Consider the following 22,963-nt stretch of genomic DNA (forward strand, 5'->3'; position numbering starts at 1 on the left):
TCAATAGGTAAGATGGCGAAGCCAAAAGGTATCCATGGGAGCAGAAAACCTGTGGCATGGTGTGCCGTGCCAGGCCTGCCTTTCAGAAAGTACGGTTTCAGAATGAAGTGTGTTGGATATTTTTAATCTGCTCTTACATTAAAATCAGATTAAAATAGAAGTATAAACAGAGGGCAGGAGTGGCAGCTTATACCTGGCGCACCAGCAGCTGCCGGCGCTGGCAAGTATAAATCAGCCTGGTTTTATAATTTCACAGACAAGAAGGTTCCCTATACTTTAGTAGGGACTTTTAAGGAGCAAGAGAAGCAGGAGGATGGTTTGCATTCTAAGTAGAACGCGCTGGGTATACTTAGGAATAGGGGAGTAACCGAAAAAGCCACAATAAGCACTTAACTACGGGTGCTTGAGAAAAGGAATTAGAAGATCAATTCGCGCCTGCCAAAGCGGAATTCCTCGTCCTTAAGGAAGTATTCGCCGCATTTCTGCAGGATGGTAAGGTTATCCAGGGTGATCTCCCAGTTAAAGTTAAACTCACACAGGAACGAGAGCACGGGCCCGAGAAGTTGCGGGGTCGTGTCGCCGAGGGCAAGCGTGATGTGTGGCAGCCAGAGGTTGGTGTTGTAGTACACGCCCATCTCGGTGCTCATCTCAGAAATATCGCGGTGGAGGCGGCTGTGAAACTGGTTGAGCGGGGGCGTGCGCAGCACAGGAATGTAGATGACAGGGTTCTCACCCGGGAATATACCCAGGCCAGTGGTGCGCACGGTAAAGTTCTGCGCCTCCATGCAGGTCAGCTCCAGGTACTGCTTGAGCTCCTCCATATCCGGAATCTCAGCCGTGAGTAGCGTCAGGTGCGGGTAGGGCGTAATCTTAACACCGCTCAGCCCGAATTTCTTCTCAAGTTGCTCGGTCAGCTCCGACACGCGCTCCGAGGTTTGCTTGTCTAAAAGCGAGGCAATCGCAATCATATAGTAAAGCTTACAGTCCCTGTTCCGCTGCCTGTTCAGGCAAAGCGTTTTGCATAAATTATCTAAACGATTCCCCGCTAGTTTATGTTCTGCCGGAAGTTTGTACTGGGCGGCCTGAGGCAACGATGGCGCTGTTTCCACCGCGCATCCTATGCCGCCACCCAACCTGACCGGCTTACATAAATGCAGGAAACAGCAAATGTATGGTTTGTTATACTTTATTTCAATATACAGCGGCTTAATATTTAGCAGGGCGGTTTTGCCGCGCCATGGCAGGTCTCGCTCCTGCCTGCTGCAGCCGCACTATTTATGCGGGTTTGATGTTTTCATCTCACGGGTAAAAATAAGTACCTTTGCCCTTTCAAGTATACCGGAGCACATGATTTCCATAAACAACCTGAACTTCCATTTCGGCAGCCGCATCATGTATGAGGACGCCAGCCTGCACATAAAGCCCAAAGACAAGATTGGCCTGATTGGGCTCAACGGCACGGGCAAGTCCACGCTGCTGCGCCTGATCGTGGGCGAGTATAAGCCAGACAGCGGTAGCATACAGATGAGCAAGGAGACTACCATCGGTTTCCTGAACCAGGACCTGCTGAGCTACGAAACGCACGAGAGCATTCTCTCGGTGGCGATGCAGGCATTTGGCGAGGCGCTGCATCTGCAGGCGGAGATAGACAAGGTGCTGGTGGAGTTCGAACATAACTTCCATGATGACCTGGTGGACCGGCTGGCAACGCTGCAGGAACGCTTTGAGGCGCTGGGCGGCTATACCATGCAGGCCGAGGCCGAAGCTATCCTGGAAGGGCTTGGCTTTACCACCGAGGAGCTGCAGCAGCCGCTGGCTTCCTTCTCCGGAGGTTGGCGCATGCGCGTGATGCTGGCCAAGATCCTGCTCCAGAAGCCCTCGCTGCTCTTGCTCGATGAGCCTACCAACCACCTGGACTTACCCTCCATCAAGTGGCTGGAGTCTTACCTGGAGCGCTACGAGGGGGCCGTGGTGATTGTCTCGCACGACCGCGAGTTCCTGGACCGCACCACCAACATGACCGTGGAGGTGTCGGGCGGAAAGCTGAACGTGTACGCCGGTAACTACAGCTTTTACGTGGAGGAGAAGGAGCTGCGCAACGAGATACAGAAAGGGGCTTTTGAGAACCAGCAGGCGCAGATCAGGCAGGCGGAGCGTTTTATCGAGCGCTTTAAGGCCAAGGCCACCAAAGCCAAGCAGGCGCAGAGCCGCCAGAAGATGCTGGACCGCATGGAGCGCATTGATGAAGTGGCTCCTGATGCGGCCAAAGTGAACTTCAGCTTTAAGTTTAATACCCAGCCGGGCCGCCACATCCTGCGCCTTGAGCACATGAGCAAGGCCTACGGCGATAAGGTGATTTTCCGGGACACGAACGTACACATTGAGCGTGGTGATAAAATAGCCCTGGTTGGTGCCAATGGTAAAGGTAAATCCACGCTGCTGCGCATTATTGCCGGCACCGAGCCGGTAAAAGGTAAGCGGGAGCTGGGACATAACGTGATCCTATCCTTTTATGCGCAGCACCAGTTGGAGTCGTTGAACGTGGAGAACGACATGCTGACGGAGCTGCAGCAGGCCGGCTCCAAAAAGACTGAGATGGAGCTTCGTACGCTCCTGGGTTCTTTCCTGTTCACGGGCGATGAGGTTTTCAAGAAGATCAAAGTGCTGTCGGGAGGCGAGAAGAGCCGGGTGGCCCTGGCCAAAACGCTTATCTCGGAGGCTAACTTCCTGATGCTCGATGAACCCACCAACCACCTCGACATGCAGTCGGTGAACATCCTGATCCAGGCGCTGGAGCAGTATGAGGGCACGTTTGTGGTGATTTCCCACGACCGGTATTTCGTGGAGAACGTGGCGACCAAGATCTGGTACATCGATGATTTCCAGCTGAAGGAATACCCGGGCACCTACCATGAGTACGAGGCTTGGCAGGAGAAGCGCGAGAAGGAGGCGAAGAAAGATGCTGCCAACGCTCCGGCTACTGTGAAGCCAGAGAAGCAGCCCCGTGAGAAGAGCGACTTCTCTCAGCTCTCAAGCCAGCTGAAGCAGGTGAATAGGCAGGTAAACGAGGTGGAGAAAGAGGTGCAGCAGCTGGAGCAGGAGCTGGCCGCGCAGGAGAAGCTCCTAGCTGACCCGCAGGTTTACGGTGATCTGGACAGGCTGCAGCAGGCTACGCAGGCATTTGACGATATCAAAACCAAATTGGATAAAAAGCAGAATGATTGGGAGCGCCTCATGCTGGAGGCCGAGGAAATCGAGGCAAAAATGGCGAACTGATTTTGCTAAAAAATCCTGTTGCAGCGGCCCCTACGATGTATTTCATTGTAGGGGCCGTTTTACTTTAAATAAGTATAGTGCCAAATACATATTAAGGAATTATTAAATTATCGTAACCTTTCTGCTGGATCTGGATATAAGCATATTATATATAATGTTTTATAAATGAATTTAGCAGCATATGAATCCAGATATACATGTATTATCCTACAACCCGACCGAGGCGATTGACATAAAGGAGAAAGGGGGCCTGAGCTTCCGGTTTAACGGAAAGAGGCACCTGCGCTGGCTCTACAGAGCCGCCGCCATACTGGTAGTGCTAAACACCGTCGCCATTCTCTGCAAGTACCTTACCGACCACCCGAATGCTTGGGGTATCATCCCGCAGTTTGAGTTGGACAACGAGCGAAATGTCCCCACCTACTTCTCTTCTTTTATACTGTTGCTCGCCTCTGTTTTGCTCTTTACCATAGCGGCGCTCAAGCAACGGCGCAAAGACAAGTATACTTGGCACTGGCGCCTGCTGGCAATCGTGTTTCTGTACATGAGTGTGGACGAGTCGGCGGGTATCCATGAGATGCTCATTTACCCGCTCCGCGATAACTTTAACATGGGCGGCATCTTTTATTTCTCCTGGGTGATAGTAGGGGGGCTGCTGGTGCTTGGCCTTGGCGTTTACTACCTGCGCTTCCTGTTCTCGCTGGAGCCAAAGCTAAGGAACGGCTTAATGCTTGCCGGAGCGATTTATGTAAGCGGCGCTTTAGGTGTTGAGCTGTTTGGCGGTTATTATGCAGACACTTATGGACTTGACAACCTTGCCTACGCAATGATCACGACAGTAGAGGAAACCCTAGAAATAGTTGGTATCCTGTTCTTGCTGACCGCGCTCTACAGCTACCTGGAGAAACAGCTTACTTTCCTGCGCCTCAACCTCCGTCGGGCTGAGGCAGAGGTAGAATTGACGGATATCTTACCGCAATTAAAAGCTGTTCCACAGGAGGAGAGGCTGAATTAAGCCTGCGGGGAGCCGGCCGCGGCTCCCCGCAGTTCCAAAGCTTGACCGGCCGCGCGGCAAGTATGAGTTAGCCTCGATGCCAATTCAGCTGGTAGGGTGTAAAGAATATTGTTTCAGTGGCTGTTTTGAAGCATGCTTTATACTTTTGCAAGTATAAAACGTCTGCACTACCCGCACTCAAACATCATCATGCATAGCGGGGGCAGGTGTATACCGTTGCCTGTAGGTGTCAGCGCCGGTGTTGCCACCGCCTCGTTCTTTTGCTGCATCCACTGCGCAGCCTTCGAGTTGAGTACCAGTTTAAACGTGCGCTCAGGGTTAGGCCACTCATACTTCACCTCCTGCTCCGAGAGGTTGAAAAGGCAAAGCAGCTGCTGCCCTTGCTCCGTACTTTGCCGGGAAAGTATAAATCCCTGCTGGCCCAGTGCCTCTGCCTGCACGCTGCCCTTGTCGAAGCATTGGAGGGCGGGCATTTCCTTCCTTAGCCTTATCAGGTGCTGGTGCCACTTGAGTAGCAGCTGGTGCCAACCCTTTTCCCGCTTCTGCCACTGCAGTTTCGACCTCTCAAACGTTTGGGCATCCTGCGGGTTGGGTGGCTCGCCATCCCATCTATAGTCGGCAAACTCTTCTTTCCGGCCCTGCTGCACTGCCTTGATCAGCTTTTCGTCGGAGTGGCTGACAAAGTATAAAAACGGGTTGTCCTCGCCGTACTCTTCGCCCATAAACAGCATCGGAATATAGGGCGCAAGCAGTAGGGCGGCAGCCGAGAGCTTGAGCCGTTCGAAATCAACAAGCACACTCATGCGCTCGCCGTTCACACGGTTGCCCACCTGGTCGTGGTTTTGGGTAAAGGCGATGAAGCGGTCGCCTGACAGGTGCGCAGAGGAGGCTCCAAAGGTCTTCTTGCGGAATTTTACGTACTCGCCGCTGTGCACGAAACCGTCGGTATAGGCCTTTATCAGCTGCGCTATCTGTCCGAAGTCCTCATAAAGTTGCTGTCCCCTCTGGTCGAGCAGCACGTACAGCGCATGATGGAAGTCATCCAGCCACTGGGCGTCAAACCCGTACCCGCCCGTTTCAGCCGGTTGCACCACGCGCGGGCTATTCAGGTCGCTCTCCGCAATCAGGTAAAATGGCCGGCCCGTTTCCTTCGTGGCTTGCGCAATTCTGTGGCTCAGCAGCTCCCAGATGGAGGTGGCGCTCTGGTCGAAGATGGTATGGATAGCATCGAGCCGGAGGCCGTCGATGTGGAAGTGCCGTAGCCAGTATTCCGGATTGCCGGAAAAATAGGATCGCACGCCGTCGGAGTAGGCGCCATCGTAATTTATGGCCGCGCCCCAGGGCGTTTTATACTTGTCGGTAAAGTATGGCCCGAACTTGCCCAGGTAATTACCCTCCGGCCCCAGGTGGTTGTACACCACATCCAACACCACGGCCAAACCCTGTTCGTGGCAGGCGTTCACCAGCTTCTTCAGGCCCTTGGGCCCGCCGTAGGAGTGTTGCACCGCATAAGGAAACACGCCATCATACCCCCAGTTGCGGCTCCCGGGGAACTGCGCCACCGGCATGATCTCCAGTGTGTTGATGCCTGTTTCCTGCAGTTCCCTCAGCCGAGGGACAATGGCCTCAAAGGTACCCTCGGGGGTGAAGGTGCCCACATGCAGCTCGTAGAGGACCATCTCCTGCAGCGGCAGGTTCTTCCAACTGGCGTCTGTCCAGGGAAAGGAAGAATTATCTACTATCTCTGAAGGGCCATGCACGCCCTCGGGTTGGGAAAAGGAGGTCGGGTCAGGGAAATCGCCTTCGCCGTCGGGGTTAAAAAAATAGCGGGTGCCGGGTGCAGCGTCGTCCACCGTTGCGGAAAAGTAGCCCGATGCATCCTGCTGCATTTCCAGTTTGCGCTCCTGCGGGTGCACCACGTGCAGCGTCATGTGCTGCTTTTCGGGCGCCCATACGCTAAAGCGGCAGCGGCCATTGCCCAGGTATTGAGCTCCAACGGTTTCCATCTGATACCATATTTAAAGTATGAATGAGAAGTAGCCGCTACTCCAGTTCCACCAGGATGCCCTCATCGCCATACAGGCTGATATTGCCCCCCACTTTCTGGCCTTCGCGCTCCGGGTCGGTGGACATCACGATGTTACCTCGGTAGTTCTGGTGCTGCTGCCGCAGGGTGCAGGGTTTGTGGCTCAGGTTTAGCACCACCAGGAATTTTTTGCCCTCGCTCTTACGGAGGTAGGCCACCAGCGGGCCGCTCGTTACCACCGGGGCATAGTCGCCGACGCAAAGTGCGGGCTCTTGCTGGCGCAGCCGTATCAGTCTACGGTAATAGGAGAGCATGGAGAACGCATCATCCTGCTGTGCCTTCACGTTGATGCGCGTGTAGTTCTCGGCCAGCGGCAGCCACGGCTCCCCATCCGTAAAGCCGGCGTTGTTGCTGTTATCCCACTGCATGGGCGTGCGGGCAGGGTCGCGACTCAGGTCCTTGTCGGGCATGTTTAGGCCCTGCGGGTCCTGGATCTTGTCCGGGGGGATGGGTACGTCGCGCATGCCCAACTCATCCCCATAATATAAAGTAGGAGTGCCGCGCAGTGTGAGCAGCAGCATGGCGGCCACTTTTGCCTGCGCCTGCCCGATGCGGCTGGTAATGCGGGGCTGGTCGTGGTTGCCGATCACCCAGTTGGGCCAACCTCCCTCCGGCAAGGCACCTTCATATTCGTCTATATGGGAGCTGATGCTGCGGGCATCCCAATCCATGGTTATCAGCGTGAAGTTAAAGGGAAGATGCGTGCCGCTGTTCTCGTGGCCATAATAGGTTACGAGCCGGTGCACAGGCAGGTAAATTTCGCCGATCAGCACGCGCTCATCGTAGGCATCGGTTACCTCGCGCATCTTCGCCACAATGTGGTGCACTTCGGGCTGGTCGGTAGAGAAGGCTGGTATCAGCTGCTCGTAGGTAGCCTGGTGTGCTTTATAGTCCGGGTTAGTTGGGTTGTCGCGCAGGTTCTTGTCTTTGATCATGTGCCACATCACATCCACCCGGAAACCATCCACACCTTTATCCAGCCAGAAGCGCATGGCATCGAACATGGCCTGCTGCACCTCGGGGTTGCGCCAGTTCAGGTCGGGCTGCTCCTTCAAAAAGGCGTGGTAATAGTACTGCTGCGTGTGCTCGTCCCACTCCCAGGCACTGCCGCCAAACACGCTGAGCCAATTGTTCGGCTCCGAGCCATCCTCCCTGGCATCCTGCCAGAGGTACCAGTCGCGTTTCGGGTTGTCGCGGGAGGAGCGGGACTCCAGGAACCAGGGGTGCTCATTGGAAGTATGGTTTGGCACCAGGTCAAGTATAAGTTTCATGTCGCGCTGGTGCACTTCCTCTAGCAGCCTGTCAAAATCATTCATGGTGCCAAACAGCGGGTGGACGCCCTGGTAATCGGAGATGTCGTACCCGAAGTCTGCCATGGGCGAGGGGAAGATAGGCGATACCCAGATGGCGTTGACACCCAGCCACTTGAGGTAATCCAGCCGGCTGATGATGCCGCGCAGGTCTCCTACGCCATCGTTGTCCGTGTCCTGAAAGGAGCGGGGGTATATCTGGTAAATTATGCCTGACTGCCACCAAAGGTACTTTTGATCTTGCTTCATAGTTCTGTATTTAATGCGCACTTGCTGATATAGTATGGTATCTACGCAGCTCGGCCTTTGAAGATATGTGCCGCAGGCGGCAGCTGCTGGCTTCTTAAAGTATGGTCAATACTTAACTAGTAGGCAAAGTGTATATTAGGATAGTTTTTCTCTGAATTGTAAAAGTATATAATAGCGCTTGAAATATTTTCTATTGAAAATCCAAGACCAAAGCTGCTGAGGCCGCAAAAGAGGGTGATAATAATTGTACTTTGTATTATGGTGTATAAAAATTTAATAATACTTATTTTAATTGATTAAAAACCCTATATATTTGTACTATAATATATATGGCAGTCAGGAGCGAGCAGTGAGGGAAGAAGCTATACCGTTGCTTAGAACAAACAACTAAATACATAAACCAACAAAATCACCTTTTATGAAAACACTTTTACCAAAGCTTCTTCTGTTCATCTTTGTGGTTGCCTTTTTTTCTTCCTGCCAGCAGTCTTACTGCCCGGCCTATGCCAGCCATAAAGACAAGCCCCTGTACAAGCCCACCTTCCTGAAGGACCACCAGGCGGCACGCAAATAACAAGGACTCTTGACCCGGTGACTTGGGGAGTCGCCAGAGGGAGCTACCACATAAAAGCCGTACCTTCCGGGTATGGCTTTTCTTTTTAGAGGCCCGGGAGGAAGGCATAAGATCCGGCTTGTTTATACTTTGTCAGTCGGCAGCGTCTCCCTGGGCGGTCTCCCGGCAGACCCGGTGGAGCTATGCGTGAAGCGGGGGGCTGGTAAGGTTACCCCCGTGGCCTGTAGGGGCGCCTCCTGAGTGCCTGCGTCAGTTACAGCTTGGCACCAAAGCAGTTCGTTTTCCGGCTCGTCATACTTCCCAAGCGCGGGGCTGCGCATACGGCGCAGCAGGCAGAAACAGCCCAATGTCAGCCCCAGAGCACCTCAGGCCAATGCGCCTTCCCGGGCGAGGCCAGGCAAAGGTTTCCCGGAAACCATACGATTTGGAAGATGGATGCGTATATAAAAGTATACCAATAGAGCAGGAGCAGGGGGGAGGGGAAAAGAAAAAGGCTCACAGGTATGAACCTATGAGCCTTTTCAGGTAGTAGCGGGGAGCAGAATCGAACTGCCGACCTCAGGGTTATGAATCCTGCGCTCTAACCATCTGAGCTACCCCGCCGAATTGTGGTGCAAATATAACCGGTTCGATTTTAAATAAACAAGCATCTCTCCGGAAAAAAATATTTTATTTTAGGGCTATATATTAATTGAAGAATTAATACTATACTTACTCAGACACTTACAATATCCTTATGACGAAAGACACGAAGCTGAAATTTGTGCGCGAGTATCCGATCAACGCATCTGCCAAACTGCTGTACCCGTACTTGAGCACGCCGGGCGGCCTTTCGCAGTGGTTCTGCGACGACGCAAGGGAGGATGAGGACAACGTGTTTAACTTTATCTGGGACGGAAAAAACCACTACGCCGAGATGACCGGCCTCCGCACTAACAAGTCTGTGCGCTTCCTGTTCCTGACTGACGATAAAAGGCATAGACCCGACGGGCCATACATTGATTTTCACATCGAGAGTAGCGAGCTGACGCAGGAGCAGTTCCTCAAAATCGTGGACTACTCCAACGAGGAGAGCGAGGAAGAGTTGGAGGAGCTATGGGATCATCTGTTGCAAAATCTGCGGGAATTAGTGGGAGGGTAGCGCGTTTGCAGGAGTAAAGCGTATCTTTGCACGGTAATTGCTAGCTGAAGTATGGTTTTAGCGGCTTGCCACAGGTGCTGCCGCCCCTAATTTGCGCATGAAGAAACTTGATAAGCTAATACTCCGGGAGTTTTTCGGCCCTTTTCTGTTAACCTTTGCTGTGGTGGAGTTTATCCTGCTCACCCAGTACATGCTAAAGTACCTCGACGAGCTGGTAGGCAAGGACCTGGGCGCGGAGGTGTTTGGCGAGCTCCTTTTCTACTTTAGCATCAACATGGCACCGGTGGCCCTGCCGCTGGCTGTGCTGCTGTCCTCGCTCATGACCTTTGGCTCCCTGGGCGAACACCACGAGCTAACAGCTATCAAAACATCCGGCATCGCCCTAACCCGTATTCTGCGCCCTGTACTCATCGTGGTGGGCCTGATCACGGTAGGGGCATTCTTTTTTAATAACCTTGTAGTGCCCAAGGCTAACCTGAAGGCCTACAGCCTGCTCTGGGACATCCGCCAGAAGAAACCGGCCATGAACTTTAAGGAGGGGGCGTTCTATAACGGGATACCGGGCTATAGCATCAAGGTGAATGAGAAGATGAACGACGGGCAGACGCTGCGCGACGTGATGATCTACGACCATACCAAAGGAGGCACCAACACCACCATTATACTTGCCGACTCGGGCGAGATGTACATGGACTACAACGACACGTACCTGGTGCTCGAGCTTTTCCGTGGCAACACCTATGTCGACCAGAGCTCCTCTTCGTACCGCAACTCCAATGAGCAATTCGTGCGGCAGGAGTTCGATAAAAGCAAGCTCATGCTGAGCATGGCCTCCTTTAACTTCGACCGTACCCGTGAGGAGCTCTTCTCGGACAACAAAATGATGAAGAACATCAGCGAGCTGAGCGTGGTGACCGACTCACTGCGCCGCCACAGCCGGCGGGAGCAGCAGCTCTACGCTCCTAACGTGGACCCTTTTTACATGTACTTCAAGGCAGATACGGGGCAGGTAAAGAATGGCCTGCGCATACTGGATAAGAAAGTGGCGCGCGAGCTGCCCGAGTTAACGCCCGAGATCCGGCTGATGGCCACCAACAAGGCCCGCAACATCAAGAGCTTTACGGCCAGCTACGTGGAGCGCGTGCGCAACACCCTGCGCGAGGCCAACAACTACGAGGTGGAGATCTGGCGCAAATACACGCAGTCGGCCTCTATCATCATCATGTTCCTGATCGGCGCCCCGCTGGGGGCCATCATCAAGAAGGGCGGCCTGGGTGTGCCTGTCGTGATTTCCATAGTCTTCTTCATCAGCATGTATGTGATGTCTATACTTGGCGAGAAGTGGGCGCGCGAGGGGATGGTGTCGGTGGGAGCGGGCATGTGGGCCGCTAACCTCATCCTTTTACCGGTCGGACTTTTCTTCCTCTACCAGGCCCGCAACGACTCCAGCCTGCTCGAGTTGGATTTCTGGCGCAAGCTCATGGCGCGCCTCCGCCGGAATAAACTGTAAAACCACTATATAAAGATTCGGTAAAAGTTTTTTTTGTAAAAGTAAATTATATACCTTTGTGGCTTGTATAGCAAGCTTTGCAAGATAAAAACAGATTGATATTTTTACGATGAGATTAACCACTGAAGCGAAACAAGAGATTTTCGAAAAGCACGGTTTCAACAAGTCAAAATCTGATACAGGTTCTCCTGAGGCTCAGATAGCGCTGTTCACGACACGTATCGCGGACCTAACCGGGCACCTGAAAACGCACAAGAAAGACTTTAGCACACGTCTGGGTCTTTTGAAACTGGTTGGTAAAAGAAGAAGACTTCTGAATTACCTCCAGAAAAACGATATTGAAAGATACAGAGCTATTATTAGCGAGCTGGGTATCCGTAAATAAGCTTATTGGGTTAGGGAATTCCTACAGGGATTCCCTAATCTTTTTATAAGCATCCTTCCCCCTTCCTTCCTCTGAATTGCCAGTACCGACAGTGTCGCAAAGGGTGGCGCTGTCTTTTTGATGATAACGATAATTGAAGATGTCCTACAACGCAATTAGTAAAACCATTTTTCTTCCGGACGGCCGGGAGATAACAATTGAAACTGGTAAGCTGGCCAAGCAGGCCGATGGTTCTGTAGTAGTGAAAATGGGTAACACCATGCTGCTGGCGGCTGTTGTTTCAAACAAAGAAGCCCGTGAAGGGGTTGACTTCCTGCCACTCTCTGTGGACTACCAGGAGAAATTCGCCTCTTCAGGCAAGATCCCGGGTGGCTTCCTGAGAAGAGAGGCCAGACTTTCTGACTATGAAGTATTGGTTTCGCGCCTGGTGGACCGCGTGCTGCGCCCGCTGTTCCCCGGTGATTACCACGCCGAAACCCAAATGACGATTCACCTGATCTCTGCTGACACGGAGATCATGCCGGATGCGCTGGCTGCACTTGCTGCCTCTGCCGCCCTGGCCGTATCCGATATACCTTTCAATGGCCCGATCTCTGAGGTGCGCGTAGCACGCATTGACGGCCAACTAGTAATTAACCCAAGCGTAAGCGACTTGCAGCGTGCCGACATCGACATGATGGTAGGCGCGTCTATCGACAGCGTAGTGATGGTAGAGGGGGAGATGAACGAGGTTTCTGAGGCAGAGATGCTGGAGGCCATTCAGTTCGCCCACGAAGCGATCAAGACCCACTGCCAGGCCCAACTGGAGCTTGCCGAGATGGTAGGCAAAACGGTGAAGCGCGAGTACGTGCACGAGACGCACGACGAGGACCTTCGCAAAAAAGTATGGGAAGCTACCTACGATAAGGCCTACGCCGTTGCCAGACGTGGCAGCGCCAACAAGCAGGAACGTTCAGAGGGCTTCAAAGCGGTGCGTGATGAGTTCATCGCTTCGCTTGGCGAGGAGCATGGCTACGACGAGAACCTGATCAAAGTATACTACCACGATGTGGAGAAAGAGGCGGTTCGTAACATGATCCTGGACGAGCGCGTGCGCCTGGACGGCCGTCAGCTGGATGAGATCCGCCCGATCTGGTCGGAGGTGAATTACCTGCCTGCTACCCACGGCTCAGCTGTCTTTACACGTGGTGAGACACAATCCCTGACCACAGTTACTCTGGGCACCAAGCTGGACGAGCAGATGATCGACAGCGCTATGGTATCAGGCACAAATAAATTCCTGCTGCACTACAACTTCCCGGCGTTTTCTACCGGTGAGGTAAGACCAAACAGAGGTCCGGGCCGCCGCGAGATCGGACATGGCAACCTAGCCCTGCGTGCCCTGAAGAAAGTGCTTCCGGCAGAGGCTGAGAACCCTTACACAATCCGTATCGTTTCCGATATCCTGGAGTCGAACGGATCTTCTTCTATGGCTACGGTTTGTGCCGGCAGTTTAGCCCTGATGGATGCCGGTGTGCCTGTTAAGGCTGCAGTTTCCGGTATTGCGATGGGACTGATCACCGACGCAAAGACTGGCAAATTCGCTGTATTGTCTGATATCCTGGGTGATGAAGACCATCTGGGTGATATGGACTTTAAAGTAGCCGGAACGAAAACTGGCATCACAGCCTGCCAGATGGACATTAAGATCCAGGGACTTTCTCATGAGGTGATGACACAGGCGCTGCAGCAGGCAAATGCCGGCCGTCTGCACATCCTGAACGAGATGTCGAAGACGCTTTCTTCACCAAACCCGGATTACAAGCCGCATACACCTCGTTCTTTCAACATGGTGATCGATAAAGAGTTTATCGGTGCCGTGATCGGACCAGGTGGAAAGGTTATCCAGCAGATCCAGAAAGACACGGGAGCCACTATCATCATTGAGGAGAAGAACGAGAAAGGCCATGTGAACATCTTCGCCACCGACCAGGATTCCATGAACTCTGCCATCGGGAAGATCCGTGCCATTACCGCGCAGCCTGAGATCGGCGAGGTATACATCGGTAAGGTGAAGTCTATCCAGCCTTACGGTGCCTTTGTCGAGTTCATGGCTGGTAAAGACGGCCTGCTGCACATCTCTGAGATCAAGCACGAGCGCCTGGAGGCCATGGAAGGCGTGCTGGAGATCGGCGAAGAAGTAAAGGTGAAGCTGATCGATGTTGATAAGAAAACAGGTAAGTTCAAGCTTTCCCGCAAGGCGCTTCTGCCGAAGCCGGGTGCTGCGGACAACCAATAACACCTGACATAGTATAACTCTTGGTGCCTGGCTGTAGTGGCTTACTGGGCACCAAGAGTTTTATTTTTTGGTCGCCAGAGGGCTGCATCTTGATTTTATTCTGAAGATGTCAGAACTTTGCGCGATTTTCTGATGTTACTTCACCGGGCCAAAACCATAGTTTTCACAATTTTTGAATAACACATACTCTGATGAGACAACTCAAGATAAGCAAACAGATAACGAACCGCGAGAGCCAGTCACTGGATAAATACCTTCAGGAGATCGGCAAAGTTGATTTGCTTACTCCGGACGAAGAGGTGTCGCTGGCGCAGCGAATTAAAGAGGGAGATCAGTTTGCACTTGAGAAATTAACAAAAGCCAACCTGCGCTTTGTGGTATCGGTGGCCAAGCAGTATCAGAACCAGGGCCTTTCATTAGGCGACCTGATTAACGAGGGTAACCTCGGTTTGATTAAAGCGGCCAAGCGATTTGACGAAACAAGAGGGTTTAAGTTTATTTCATATGCCGTTTGGTGGATCCGTCAGTCCATTCTGCAGGCACTGGCAGAGCAGTCGCGTATTGTGCGTTTGCCGCTGAACCGTGTCGGGTCACTCAACAAAATCTCTAAATCATTCTCAGAGCTTGAGCAGAAGTTCGAGCGGGAGCCATCGCCTGAAGAAATTGCCGAGGTATTGGAACTGACCACTGCCGAGGTGGTAGACACCCTAAAGATTTCCGGTCGCCACGTTTCTGTGGATGCGCCCTTCGTACAGGGGGAGGAGAACCGTTTGCTGGACGTGCTGGAGAACGAAGACGAGGAGTCTCCGGACATGGGCCTGATGAACGACTCGCTCCGCAAGGAAGTACAGCGCGCCCTTTCTACGCTTACCAAGCGGGAGGCCGATGTGATCACTTTATACTTCGGGCTGAACGGAGAGCACTCCCTGACGCTGGAGGAAATAGGAGAGAAGTTTAACCTGACGCGCGAGCGTGTGCGACAGATCAAGGAGAAAGCCATCCGTAGGCTTCGCCATACTTAGGCTAATCGCAGAGCAAAAGCTACAAAGCCCGGGCCAGCAGCCCGGGCTTTTTGTATTTTATACCGCGGCTTTTGCCAGCGCAAATGCAGGCAAAGGCATAGAAATTTTGTATACTTGCAACCAAATTTCTTTCAGACCCAGAATTAGTAATGGAAATAGAAAAAGTAAAATGCCTTATCATCGGATCTGGCCCGGCTGGTTACACAGCGGCAATTTATGCCTCCAGAGCCGGTCTTAACCCTGTGCTATACCAAGGCTTGCAGCCCGGCGGCCAACTCACCATCACCAACGACGTGGAGAACTATCCCGGCTACCCGGACGGGGTGAACGGGCCGCAGATGATGGAGGACTTTAAAAAACAGGCAGAGCGTTTTGGCACCGATGTACGTTATGGTATTGCCACTGCCGTGGACTTTTCCTCGCAGCCGCACAAGGTGATCATTGACGATCAGAAGACGATAGAGGCAGATGCGGTGATCATTTCTACAGGTGCCTCTGCCAAATGGCTGGGCATGGAGTCGGAGTCGAGGCTGAATGGCAATGGTGTTTCTGCCTGCGCCGTGTGCGACGGTTTCTTCTACCGTGGCCAGGATGTGGCCATTGTGGGGGCAGGAGACACCGCGGCAGAGGAGGCTACTTACCTTTCCAACCTGTGCAGCAAAGTATACATGCTGATTCGCCGCGACGAGATGCGCGCCTCCACCATCATGCAGGAGCGCGTGAAGAACACGAAAAATATCGAGGTGCTCTGGAATACGGTAACGGATGAGATTCTGGGGGACAACACGGTGGAAGCGGTTCGCGTGAAGAACGCCCTTACGGGGGAGTTGCGCGAGATCCCTGTGAAAGGGTTCTTCGTGGCGATCGGGCACCAGCCGAACTCCGGCATTTTCGCAGAATACCTCAACCTGGATGAGAACGGCTACATCCGCACGATTCCAGGAACAAGCAAAACCAACATCGACGGCGTGTTTGCCTGCGGTGATGTGCAGGACTTCACGTACCGCCAGGCCGTAACGGCGGCTGGCTCAGGATGTATGGCTGCGCTGGATGCGGAGCGTTACCTGGCTTCCAAGGGGTTGCACTAATCTTATAATGCATTAGCACGCTAATGGCGGATTTAAAGAATAAATCAGGCCTGAAGGTGTATTACAATAAAATGGCTGTGCTGCAGTTTTATTTAGCGAAAGACGTGCTGCGGGAAGGCAGCACAGCCAACCTTTTGATGCAAATGTCAAAGAACAAAGCCCTCTTAACTTTTGTACTGTTTTGTTTCTGCCTGCTGTGCAGCGCCTCAGGCGCCATGGCCCAGAACAAGGTGAAAGACCTGTTTAAGGTAAAGACACCTAAGATACAGTATGTACGCCCCGATACAACGATCCTGATCAAGTATGAGGATTTTCCGGATGATGACTCCGATGCCGATCAGTCTATTTACTTCAACCCGAAGAAAGAGCTCTCCATTGTAAGCGAGGATACCTCGGAGCTTGACCTGGGCGAGCAGCACATTGTGGAGATGTCGGAAGAGGTATTAGTCGATTCCACCTGGATTCGGATTGCCGGCTACTATGCGATTTGGGATACCCGCAACATTAACCCATACCGCATGGATAGCCGCCAGCTGAAGGATACGGTGGACATCAAGCTGTACGACCCGGAGAATAACCGTGAATATAAAATGCCCCTGGAGAAAACCCCGATCACGAGCAGGTTCGGGCCTCGCAGCGGCCGCTGGCACTATGGCACGGACATCGACCTGAATACCGGCGACTCTATCTACGCGGCCTTCGATGGCGTGGTGCGGATAAACAAGTGGGATGGCGGCGGCTATGGAAATTACATCGTGTTGCGTCACTACAATGGCCTGGAAACCCTATACGGCCATATGAGCAGGACCATCTCCAAAACCGGCGATTATGTGAAGGCTGGCGAGGTGATCGGTTTGGGCGGAAGCACCGGCCGCAGCTCAGGGCCGCACCTGCACTACGAAGTACGCTACCAGGGCAACCCGCTGGACCCGGAGAATATCTACGATTTCCCGGATTACCTGCTGAAGGGCGAAAGCTACCAGATCACCTCGGCCGTGTTCAACTATGCGAACCGTGCCAAGAGTAGCAGTAGCAGCGGTCGCCGGGCAGCATACCATAAAGTGCGCAGCGGCGATACGCTCTCCGGAATTGCCAAGCGCTACGGTGTGTCTGTCAGCCAGCTAACGCGACTAAATGGCATTAGTACACGTACTACCCTACGCGTAGGGAGATCCCTGCGTATACGATAAATATTGGAACACATGAAATTAGATATACTTGCCTTTGCCTCGCACCCTGATGACATTGAGCTAGGGTGTGCCGGCACGCTGATAGCGCACGTAGAAGCCGGCCGTAAGGTGGGGATCGTGGACCTGACGGTGGGGGAACTGGGCACACGCGGCACGCCGGAAACACGGTTAAAGGAAGGGGAGGACGCAGCCAGCATAATGGGGGTAAGCGTGCGCGAGAACCTCGGATTTGCCGACGGCTTTTTCCAGAACGACCGCCAGCATCAGCTGAAGGTGATCGAAATGCTGCGCAAGTACAGGCCTGAGATCGTGATTGCCAACGCCATCCATGACCGCCACCCCGACCACGGCAGGGGGGCAGAGCTGGTATCGGAAGCCTGTTTTAAATCCGGCTTAAAAATGATCGATACCCAGGAGGCGGACGGGACCAAGCAGGAAGCCTGGCGGCCGAAAGCTGTTTACCACTACATCCAGGACCGCCTGATCACGCCGGATTTTGTGGTGGACGTAACGCCTTATTGGGAGAAGAAAATGGAAGCTGTCCGCGCTTTTAAATCCCAGTTCCATAATCCGGACGACACCTCGCCAAACACGTACATCTCTTCCCCGGAGTTCCTGGAGTTCATCACCGCAAGAGCGAAGGAACTGGGCCATGCCATAGGGGTGACTTATGGGGAGGGTTTCACAAAGGAGCGCCACCTGGGCGTGAGAAATATGTTTGATCTGCTTTAAAAGTATGGGCATTGCGTCCTGGACATAACAACAACTATCATTTTTAAAGTATAAAGGGGGAGGGCCGCAGTTTATAGTTGCGGCCCTCCCCCTTTATACTTTATCAGTCGTGCATCGAACAATTAAGTTGGTGGCTGGTTTGAGTTTAATTATAATGAATGATAGCAATTCCACTATGAGAAATAAGACTATACTGCTGGCCAGTCGCCCGACGGGTGTGCCTGCTCAGGAAAATTTTAAGTTTGAGGAGCGCGAAGTGCCGGAGTTGCAGGAGGGGCAGGTGCTGCTCAAGTCGCTGTACGTGTCGGTGGACCCGTACATGCGCGGCCGCATGAGCGATGCAAAATCCTATGTGGCACCGTATGCCGTTGGCGAGCCGATTTCTGGGGGCGTGGTGGCTGAAGTAGTGAAAAGCCTGAACGAGCAACTTCCGAAAGGAACCGTGGTACTTGGCAACCTGCCTTGGCAGCAGTACATTGTCCACAGCGGCAAGGGCCTGAGTCACATCAACCCGGACATCGCTCCTTTAAGTTATTATTTAGGCATATTAGGGATGCCAGGCCTCACCGCTTACTTTGGCCTGCTGCATATCGGTGAGCCGAAGCCGGGCGAAACGGTGGTCGTATCGGGTGCGGCAGGCGCTGTGGGAACAGTAGTAGGCCAGATCGCGAAGCTGAAGGGCTGCCGGGTGGTAGGCGTGGCCGGGTCGGATGAGAAAATCGCTTACCTGAAGGATGAACTGGGTTTTGATGAGGCCATCAACTACAAAACCACCCAAAACATGAACCAGGCCATGACGAAGGCTTGTCCGAATGGGGTGGATGTGTACTTTGATAACGTGGGCGGTGAGATATCGGATGCGGTTTACCTGGCGTTGAATAAATTTGCACGGATCGCCATCTGCGGCCAGATTGCCTACTATAACCATACGACATTGCCCAGCGGCATGCGCGTGGAGCCTATCCTACTGAAGAAAAGTGCCCTGATGAAAGGCTTTATTGTGGGGGATTATGCCAAAGACTTCCCGGTAGCTGCAAAGGAGCTGGCGGACTGGGTGCAGGAAGGCAAGTTGCAGTACCAGGAGACCATCACTGAGGGCTTCGACAAAATACCGGAAGCTTTCCTGGGCCTGTTTACCGGGCAAAACACGGGCAAGCAATTAGTAAAAGTAGCTGAGCGGGAAGTATAAACCGCTGTGGCCTGCAGTTACGTATGGTTGCCGCAGCTTCCTTTTCGTTTAAAGAATGTGGAAGTAAGGCGGCAACTTAGAACGGAGTACAGAAAATTCAATTATAACAACTATGAATAATTTCACTTTTTATAACCCTGTGAAAATACTGTTCGGCAAGGGGCAGATCAGTGCCATTAGCAAGGAGATACCGGCCGGGGCCCATGTGATGGTGACCTATGGCGGAGGAAGCATCAAAAAGAACGGCGTGTATGGACAGGTCATGGAGGCGCTCCAAGGCTACGAGGTGACGGAGTTCGGAGGTATTGAGCCGAACCCTCACTATGAGACACTGATGAAGGCCGTGGAGTTAGCCAAAGAGAAAAAGGTTGACTTCTTCCTGGCAGTGGGTGGAGGCTCTGTGATTGACGGGACCAAGTTTATTGTGGCGGCCATGGAGTATGAGGGGGAGGATCCCTGGAATATCATGGCCAAACGCGAGCCTGTTACCAAGGCTGCTCCGTTCGGTGCAGTGCTCACCCTGCCGGCCACAGGCTCTGAGATGAACTCTGGCGCCGTTATCAACCGTGTTTCCCTCAAGGAGAAACTATCGTTTGGCAGCCCCCATACTTTCCCGAAGTTCTCGGTGCTAGACCCTGAAACTACTTTCACACTGCCGGTTCGCCAGATCTGCAACGGGGTGGTAGATGCCTTCTCGCATGTGCTGGAGCAGTACCTGACTTACCCGGTAAACGCGCCGCTGCAGGACCGCTTTGCGGAGGCTATCCTGCTGACCCTGAAGGAAGAGGGGCCAAAGGCGCTACAAAACCCGCAGGATTACGAAACCATGGCGAACTTTATGTGGGCCGCTACCATGGCGCTGAATGGCGTGATCAGGGTGGGGGTACCGACCGACTGGGCGACCCATTACATTGCCCACGAGCTGACGGCCCTGCACGGCATCGACCACGCCCGCACCCTGGCCATTGTGTTCCCGGCTTTGCTACGGTATAAGAGTGAAACCAAAAAGGAGAAGCTGCTGCAGTATGGGGAACGTGTCTGGGGAGTGAACAGCGGCACCGATGACGAGCGCCTGGAAGCAACCATTCAGGCTACGATTGCCTTCTTCGAATCGCTGGATGTTAAAACGCGCCTGTCTGATTATGAGGTAGGGGAGGACACGATCCACACCATCATCTCCCGCTTTGAGGAGCGTGGGGTGAAGGACCTGGGGGAACGCGCCGATATTCAAATTCAGGATGTGAAAGAAATCCTCCTGCTGAGCCTGTAACGTATAAGAATAACCTATAAAAAAAGCCGCTGCAGCTACCCTTGCAGCGGCTTTTTTTATACTTGCCGGCCTATGTTGCTTTTGCCATCTGTTATACTTGCTGATCCTGCTTTAGGATGCCCTTGAAAATAATCTTCACCAGCCCGTCGAAAACCTCTCCGGGGGTCTTAGGCAGCCCATGCATTAGCTCCTGGGGTACCTGCTCGGTGAAGTCCGGGTTCAGGATCGTCTCCAGGGCGCTGGCGTAAAGCAGCACGGCCATGGTTCGGTTCACGTCCGCACGAACATAGCCCTTCTGGTAGCCTTCGTCGAGCAGTGCGTTAAAACGCAGGAAAGCGGCGTCGGTTTTGTGCTTCTGCAGGTGCAGCCAGGCCGCAGGGGCGTTTTTCTTGATATCCACCACAAAATCCGGGTTGATGTCGTGCAGCTTGGTGCCCACATAGCCGAAAATGCGCCGGGTCTTATCTGGGAAAGGCAGGCTGTCGTCTGCCAGGGTACGCTCCACCTCCTGCTGTATGTCCTGCCCGTGCTGCCGGATGATCACGCTCAGCAACTCCTCCTTACCGGAGAAGTATTGGTACAACGTCTTCTTGCTCATGCCCAGGCGCTTTGCAAGCTCCGCCATCAGCACTTTGCTGTAGCCCTGGGTAAAGAACATGGCCTTGGCTTCGGCCAGTATTCTGTCGCGCGGGTTATCCTGAGCCTCCATAGTATAATCAGAGAGTTGATGTCTTGTTCGTCTTCCCGCCCCTAAAGAAACGATTGCCTAGGAGTAGGTTCGCAAATATATACATTAACGCATAACCTGCAGGAGGATTTTGTGGTGTATTTCCCACCCTGCCGCATCCGGCTGGCACCACAGGACACGAGCAGCGGCTGGGGTTCTGGCCTTCGGGCAGGAAACTTTTGAAAGGGTAATTGCATTAATAAGCCATGCCCTTTGCCCGGAACAAAGGTATGCGGTGCTGCTTTTAAAGGATTAAAGCCTTGATATATAGTGAAAAATATATTTTTATAAATGTGACAATCCTTTAAATTTTATCTCGCATATACTTGTATTTTTAAAGGCAGTCTTCTAAATTGCAACAAGCAGTTCCGGAAAAAGCTAGCCGGGAAATACAAAATAACCGACGACAGTTAGTAAACGAATTAAAAACAATGCTGATAAAGTGCATCTTTACTACAAAAGAGTACCGCGCAGCGTCAATAAAAATCTAACTTTTAGCCAATGCTAGACATCATCAACCTAATTGCATTCTCCGGTATTTTCAACGTGCTGTTCTTTTGGTATGCCTCAACTAAAATGAGATCCAAGCCGGACCCAGTTAAAACCTTGATTGTATCGTTTGTTTTCTCCATTCCCCTGAGCTTCCTGCTGATTGGCGTGTACACGACCATGCTCATCTACGCAGCCAAGAGCGGTGCCAGTGAAGACGCCATGTGGGAGTACATGGAGCAAGAGGAACTGCAGTAAGACAGCATTTACTTTATTAGTATACTTCTGAAACAACAAAAGCCACCCGATCGGGTGGCTTTTGCTGTTTTTATAGATCAAGGTTAGTGACTTCCGGCGCTGCTGCCCACATCGGTACCGCCGTCTTGTACGTCGGAGCTGCCCCGGCTACCGCTTTTCTGCGATGGAATACCACCTACTTTGCCCTTTTTGGCAGCCTCGTTATCGATGTCCCTGCTTTGGCCGGTCGGGTTAATGTTGGGCACCTTGTTGCCTTCGTTCATCGTCTTGTTAACATCTTCGTTCTTTAGCTTGTCTTTCTTCTTATCGTTCGTGTTCATCTTTCTTTTCTTTTAAATTAACAATCGGGGTGGAGGCTTCTGGTCTCCTTTATATTTCTATACTTTAGTGGCGCTCACTCCTGTCGGAGCGGGAACCGTATTGGTCTTGCCGCGGGTTGCGGCTGGTGTAATTGCCGTGGTAGCTCTGGCGTCTGCCGCTCTGCGGGTCGTAGTGGCGGTTCCAGTCGGGATCATAGTTGCTGCCGCCATCGTATCCATAGCTGAGGGAGCCGGCCTGGTTACCGTAGTTCTGGCCGCCGCCCTGGCCGTAGTGGTCGGGGCCATAGCTTGCCTGAAAGTTGCTGCTGCCATACACGTCGCGGTCCTCAATGCGGTCGTGAACGCTTCGGTGCTGGCGGCTTCCTTCCGTGTTGCCGTAGTCATCGCTGCGATAGCGGTCCCTGTCGTTCCAGTCGGCGTAGTTGCTGCTGCGGTAGTGCTTCTCGCCCTGATCGCGGTAGCGGCTGTCCGTGTTGTAATTGTCGTGGTCGTAGCCTCGGTTACGGCTGTCCTCGTTGTAGTTGCGGTTATAGTCGCTGTTGTAGCTTCTGTTATAATCGCGGTTGTAGTTCTGGTTGTAGTCGTTGTCGCGCCGGCGGTCTCTCTCTGTGCTGCCGTAGCCGTCCCAGGTGGTCTCGTTGCGGTGGTCGCTGGTGGTGTCTAGGCGGTAGGCGCCACGGTAGCTGTCCTCGTCCACACGGCGACGGTCCTGGTCCTGGTTGCGGTAGCGCTCGCCTCTGTCTCTATGCTTATCCCTGTTCCAATAGTTTGATTCCATAGTTACTCACGTTTTGTTGATGTATCCATTTTAACGGATGCCAGGCCCTTGGGTTTAGGGTTGGCTTAACCCAAGG

20 protein-coding genes and 1 tRNA gene are annotated in these 22,963 nt (G+C 52.9%); 14 read left to right on the plus strand and 7 right to left on the minus strand.

Going from position 1 to position 22,963, the window contains the following annotated elements:
- Positions 1–416 precede the first annotated feature (416 nt).
- Positions 417–968, minus strand: coding sequence for a 2'-5' RNA ligase family protein (locus OH144_RS05895; protein WP_266205374.1), 552 nt, complete (start codon positions 966–968; stop codon positions 417–419).
- 379 nt (positions 969–1,347) lie between these two features.
- Here OH144_RS05895 and OH144_RS05900 point away from each other — a divergent pair, with 379 nt between their 5' ends.
- A complete protein-coding gene (locus tag OH144_RS05900; RefSeq protein WP_266205375.1) occupies positions 1,348–3,276 on the plus strand; it encodes an ABC-F family ATP-binding cassette domain-containing protein in 1,929 nt (642 codons plus the stop codon).
- A 181-nt stretch (positions 3,277–3,457) separates the two neighbouring features.
- Entirely contained in the window at positions 3,458–4,291 is an 834-nt protein-coding gene (locus OH144_RS05905; protein WP_266205376.1) for a hypothetical protein, read from the plus strand.
- A 167-nt stretch (positions 4,292–4,458) separates the two neighbouring features.
- Here OH144_RS05905 and treZ read toward each other — a convergent pair whose 3' ends face one another.
- Together treZ and OH144_RS05915 are read right to left on the minus strand one after the other, a co-directional pair.
- Positions 4,459–6,297 (minus strand): malto-oligosyltrehalose trehalohydrolase, encoded by a 1,839-nt coding sequence (treZ, locus tag OH144_RS05910; protein WP_266205377.1) that lies wholly within the window; start codon positions 6,295–6,297, stop codon positions 4,459–4,461.
- A 37-nt stretch (positions 6,298–6,334) separates the two neighbouring features.
- Positions 6,335–7,936, minus strand: a complete 1,602-nt coding sequence (locus tag OH144_RS05915; protein ID WP_266205378.1) for an alpha-amylase family glycosyl hydrolase — start codon at positions 7,934–7,936, stop codon at positions 6,335–6,337.
- A 418-nt stretch (positions 7,937–8,354) separates the two neighbouring features.
- Between OH144_RS05915 and OH144_RS05920 the strand changes: the two genes are divergently transcribed.
- Positions 8,355–8,510 carry a hypothetical protein gene (locus OH144_RS05920; protein WP_266205379.1) on the plus strand — a complete coding sequence of 52 codons (156 nt, stop codon included), beginning with the start codon at positions 8,355–8,357 and terminating at the stop codon, positions 8,508–8,510.
- A gap of 529 nt (positions 8,511–9,039) precedes the next feature.
- Here the strand turns inward: OH144_RS05920 and OH144_RS05925 are convergent.
- Positions 9,040–9,113, minus strand: a tRNA-Met gene (locus OH144_RS05925).
- 133 nt (positions 9,114–9,246) lie between these two features.
- Here OH144_RS05925 and OH144_RS05930 point away from each other — a divergent pair.
- From OH144_RS05930 to OH144_RS05975, 10 genes are all read left to right on the plus strand, one after another.
- On the plus strand, positions 9,247–9,651 hold the full coding sequence (locus tag OH144_RS05930) for an START-like domain-containing protein (protein WP_266205380.1): 405 nt from the start codon (positions 9,247–9,249) through the stop codon (positions 9,649–9,651).
- Between the two features lie 97 nt (positions 9,652–9,748).
- Entirely contained in the window at positions 9,749–11,161 is a 1,413-nt protein-coding gene (locus tag OH144_RS05935; RefSeq protein ID WP_266205381.1) for an LptF/LptG family permease, read from the plus strand.
- A 109-nt stretch (positions 11,162–11,270) separates the two neighbouring features.
- Positions 11,271–11,546, plus strand: coding sequence for a 30S ribosomal protein S15 (gene rpsO / locus OH144_RS05940; protein WP_266205382.1), 276 nt, complete (start codon positions 11,271–11,273; stop codon positions 11,544–11,546).
- 139 nt (positions 11,547–11,685) lie between these two features.
- On the plus strand, positions 11,686–13,824 hold the full coding sequence (gene pnp / locus OH144_RS05945; RefSeq protein ID WP_266205383.1) for a polyribonucleotide nucleotidyltransferase: 2,139 nt from the start codon (positions 11,686–11,688) through the stop codon (positions 13,822–13,824).
- Positions 13,825–14,015: 191 nt separating this feature from the next.
- Entirely contained in the window at positions 14,016–14,846 is an 831-nt protein-coding gene (locus OH144_RS05950) for a sigma-70 family RNA polymerase sigma factor (protein ID WP_266205384.1), read from the plus strand.
- Positions 14,847–14,995: 149 nt separating this feature from the next.
- Entirely contained in the window at positions 14,996–15,934 is a 939-nt protein-coding gene (trxB, locus tag OH144_RS05955; RefSeq protein WP_266205385.1) for a thioredoxin-disulfide reductase, read from the plus strand.
- A gap of 23 nt (positions 15,935–15,957) precedes the next feature.
- Positions 15,958–17,124, plus strand: coding sequence for a M23 family metallopeptidase (locus tag OH144_RS05960; protein WP_266205386.1), 1,167 nt, complete (start codon positions 15,958–15,960; stop codon positions 17,122–17,124).
- A 12-nt stretch (positions 17,125–17,136) separates the two neighbouring features.
- On the plus strand, positions 17,137–17,856 hold the full coding sequence (bshB1, locus tag OH144_RS05965; RefSeq protein WP_266205387.1) for a bacillithiol biosynthesis deacetylase BshB1: 720 nt from the start codon (positions 17,137–17,139) through the stop codon (positions 17,854–17,856).
- Positions 17,857–18,031: 175 nt separating this feature from the next.
- Positions 18,032–19,045: an NADP-dependent oxidoreductase gene (locus OH144_RS05970; protein ID WP_266205388.1), complete on the plus strand. Its 1,014-nt coding sequence runs from the start codon at positions 18,032–18,034 to the stop codon at positions 19,043–19,045.
- A 112-nt stretch (positions 19,046–19,157) separates the two neighbouring features.
- Positions 19,158–20,315 (plus strand): iron-containing alcohol dehydrogenase, encoded by a 1,158-nt coding sequence (locus OH144_RS05975; protein ID WP_266205389.1) that lies wholly within the window; start codon positions 19,158–19,160, stop codon positions 20,313–20,315.
- A gap of 91 nt (positions 20,316–20,406) precedes the next feature.
- On the opposite strand, the gene OH144_RS05980 is transcribed toward OH144_RS05975, so the two are convergent.
- Entirely contained in the window at positions 20,407–21,024 is a 618-nt protein-coding gene (locus OH144_RS05980) for a TetR/AcrR family transcriptional regulator (RefSeq protein ID WP_266205390.1), read from the minus strand.
- Positions 21,025–21,543: 519 nt separating this feature from the next.
- Between OH144_RS05980 and OH144_RS05985 the strand changes: the two genes are divergently transcribed.
- Complete coding sequence (locus OH144_RS05985) at positions 21,544–21,789, plus strand: hypothetical protein (RefSeq protein WP_266205391.1); 246 nt, start codon at positions 21,544–21,546, stop codon at positions 21,787–21,789.
- An 83-nt stretch (positions 21,790–21,872) separates the two neighbouring features.
- On the opposite strand, the gene OH144_RS05990 is transcribed toward OH144_RS05985, so the two are convergent.
- Positions 21,873–22,109 carry a hypothetical protein gene (locus OH144_RS05990; RefSeq protein ID WP_266205392.1) on the minus strand — a complete coding sequence of 79 codons (237 nt, stop codon included), beginning with the start codon at positions 22,107–22,109 and terminating at the stop codon, positions 21,873–21,875.
- 64 nt (positions 22,110–22,173) lie between these two features.
- Positions 22,174–22,887, minus strand: a complete 714-nt coding sequence (locus OH144_RS05995; RefSeq protein ID WP_266205393.1) for a hypothetical protein — start codon at positions 22,885–22,887, stop codon at positions 22,174–22,176.
- Between the last annotated feature and the right edge of the window lie 76 nt (positions 22,888–22,963).

The sequence above is a fragment of the Pontibacter kalidii genome (assembly GCF_026278245.1).
Classification (GTDB): Bacteria; Bacteroidota; Bacteroidia; order Cytophagales; family Hymenobacteraceae; genus Pontibacter; species Pontibacter kalidii.